At 45.4% G+C, this 2,019-nt stretch carries 3 protein-coding genes; 2 read left to right on the forward strand and 1 reads right to left on the reverse strand.

The window, feature by feature from the left end; genetic code table 11:
* On the forward strand, positions 1–150 hold a 150-nt coding region (locus tag A3739_RS28145), incomplete at its 5' end, for a CBS domain-containing protein (protein WP_156502578.1).
* 71 nt (positions 151–221) lie between these two features.
* Positions 222–1,619 (forward strand): PhoH family protein, encoded by a 1,398-nt coding sequence (locus A3739_RS13380; protein ID WP_068501714.1) that lies wholly within the window; start codon positions 222–224, stop codon positions 1,617–1,619.
* Between the two features lie 71 nt (positions 1,620–1,690).
* Here A3739_RS13380 and A3739_RS13385 read toward each other — a convergent pair.
* The coding region (locus A3739_RS13385; RefSeq protein ID WP_197472312.1) for a ThiF family adenylyltransferase at positions 1,691–2,019 on the reverse strand (329 nt) is incomplete at its 5' end.

The raw sequence follows: 2,019 nt of genomic DNA on the forward strand, positions 1-2,019 counted from the left end.
TCCGTACCTGAAGATACTCCCATTACAGAAGTATCAAAACTCATGATGAACGAACACCTTCATAGAGTATTTGTAAAACATGGTGATGACGTAAGCGGCATCATTACGACTTACGATTTACTCAAAGTTATTGTCGAACAACTCAACTAAGTTAATGATGCGCGCAAACAACTCGGAGGGCCGCGAAACCTAAATGCACATTCACTTCGAAGGAATTCAAGATGGTTATAAGTAACAAAAAAACCGATAGTAAAATTTATGTACTTGATACCAATGTTCTGCTCCACGAGCCTGAATCAATATTTAAATTCGAAGAACAAACTGTTTTTATCCCTCTTCGCGTCTTAGAGGAACTTGNTAGCCACAAACGTGGCCAACGAGATACCGCCAGAAATGCGCGACAAGCACACCGCTATCTCGACGAACTCCTTTCACAAGCAGATATAGACCAGCTCCCTGAGGGGATTGCCCTAGACGGAGGCGGGAAGCTTATATTCCAAACCTTCGAAAAAGATAGACAAACGGTTGCTGATAACGAAATCATTGATGTCGCTAAACAGTTACGCGACGACTTTGAGAATACCGATACAAGCGTCGTTCTTGTCACGAAAGACATCAACATGCGCATCAAAGCTGTCGTCCGTGGAATCATCTCAGAAGATTATCGTAACGACCAAGTAGCAAGCATTGGTGATGAATCTCTATTCTCCGGCCAAATAGAAATCACTGAAGAGATGTGGGAAGCTGAAGGTGTTGAAATCCGAACCGAACGCGAGGACTCTCAAGATGTCGGCACCATCATTATCTATTACATAAAAGCGCCTTGGGTCGGAAATTGGCCGATCAACACGCACATTTACTCAAACTCAAATAACCAACAAAACTTTCGCGGCATTCTTCGCGCCACCAATGGCAAAGAAGCTATGATCGAAATACTCCCTGATTTCGAGCAACATTATCATTGCTGGGGTATTCAAGCGCGTAACCAGGAGCAAAACTACGCGCTTTCTATTCTTACCGACCCCGAAATTGATTTTGTAACGATAGCTGGCGATGCAGGTACGGGTAAAACCTTGTTAACCCTCGCTGCAGCGCTACAACTTGTGTACGAAGATAAATTCTACGATGAGATCATTGTCACTCGCGCAACCGTTCCGATGGGAGAAGATATAGGCTTTTTACCAGGCGAAGAAGAAGCCAAAATCGAACCTTGGATGGGTGCAATTACGGACGCACTCGAAACCTTAGCGGCGAACCCAGAAGGCAATGAGTTTGAGCGAAAATCAGGGCTCGAGTTTCTTAAGAATCGCGTCAAAATAAAAAGCTCAAGCTTCATGCGAGGTAGAAGCTTCTCAGGAAAGTTCTTCCTAATTGATGAAGCCCAAAACCTGACCGCGGCGCAAATGCTTGGCCTCATCTCACGCGCAGGCCCAGGAACTAAAGTTGTCGCGATCGGCAACCTCAAGCAGATCGACACACCTTACCTCAGCGCCAATACAAGCGGATTTAGTTACGCGATCGACCGCATGAGAAATTGGGAGCACTACGCTCACATCACACTCACAAGCGTTGAACGATCTCGTCTAGCAGATTACGTCGCGAATAATTTTCATGATTAAGTAACTAGCATCACCCCATAACAAAAAAGCCGGAGCATTTAATCTCCGGCTTTTTTGTTATTCAATCGCAACTACGCACACTCGGGGCACTCAGGATCCTTGCGCAATTTCAAGGTACGCCAGTCTAAAGACAGAGCATCATAGATCAACAATTTCCCGGCACTGCGCTCACCATATCCAGACACCAGCTTTATAGCCTCCAAAGCCTGCATTGAGCCAATCACCCCAACTAGCGGCGCCATCACACCATTGGTTGAACAGTTAAGGTTTTCGTTACCTTGCTCATCATATAAGCATCGATAACAAGGCGAATCATCCTCTCTAGAATCATATATCGCCAACTGCCCTTCCATACGAATTGCAGCACCTGAAACTAGCGGAACCTTCGATTTCACGCAAA

The sequence above is a fragment of the Oleiphilus sp. HI0067 genome (assembly GCF_001635735.1).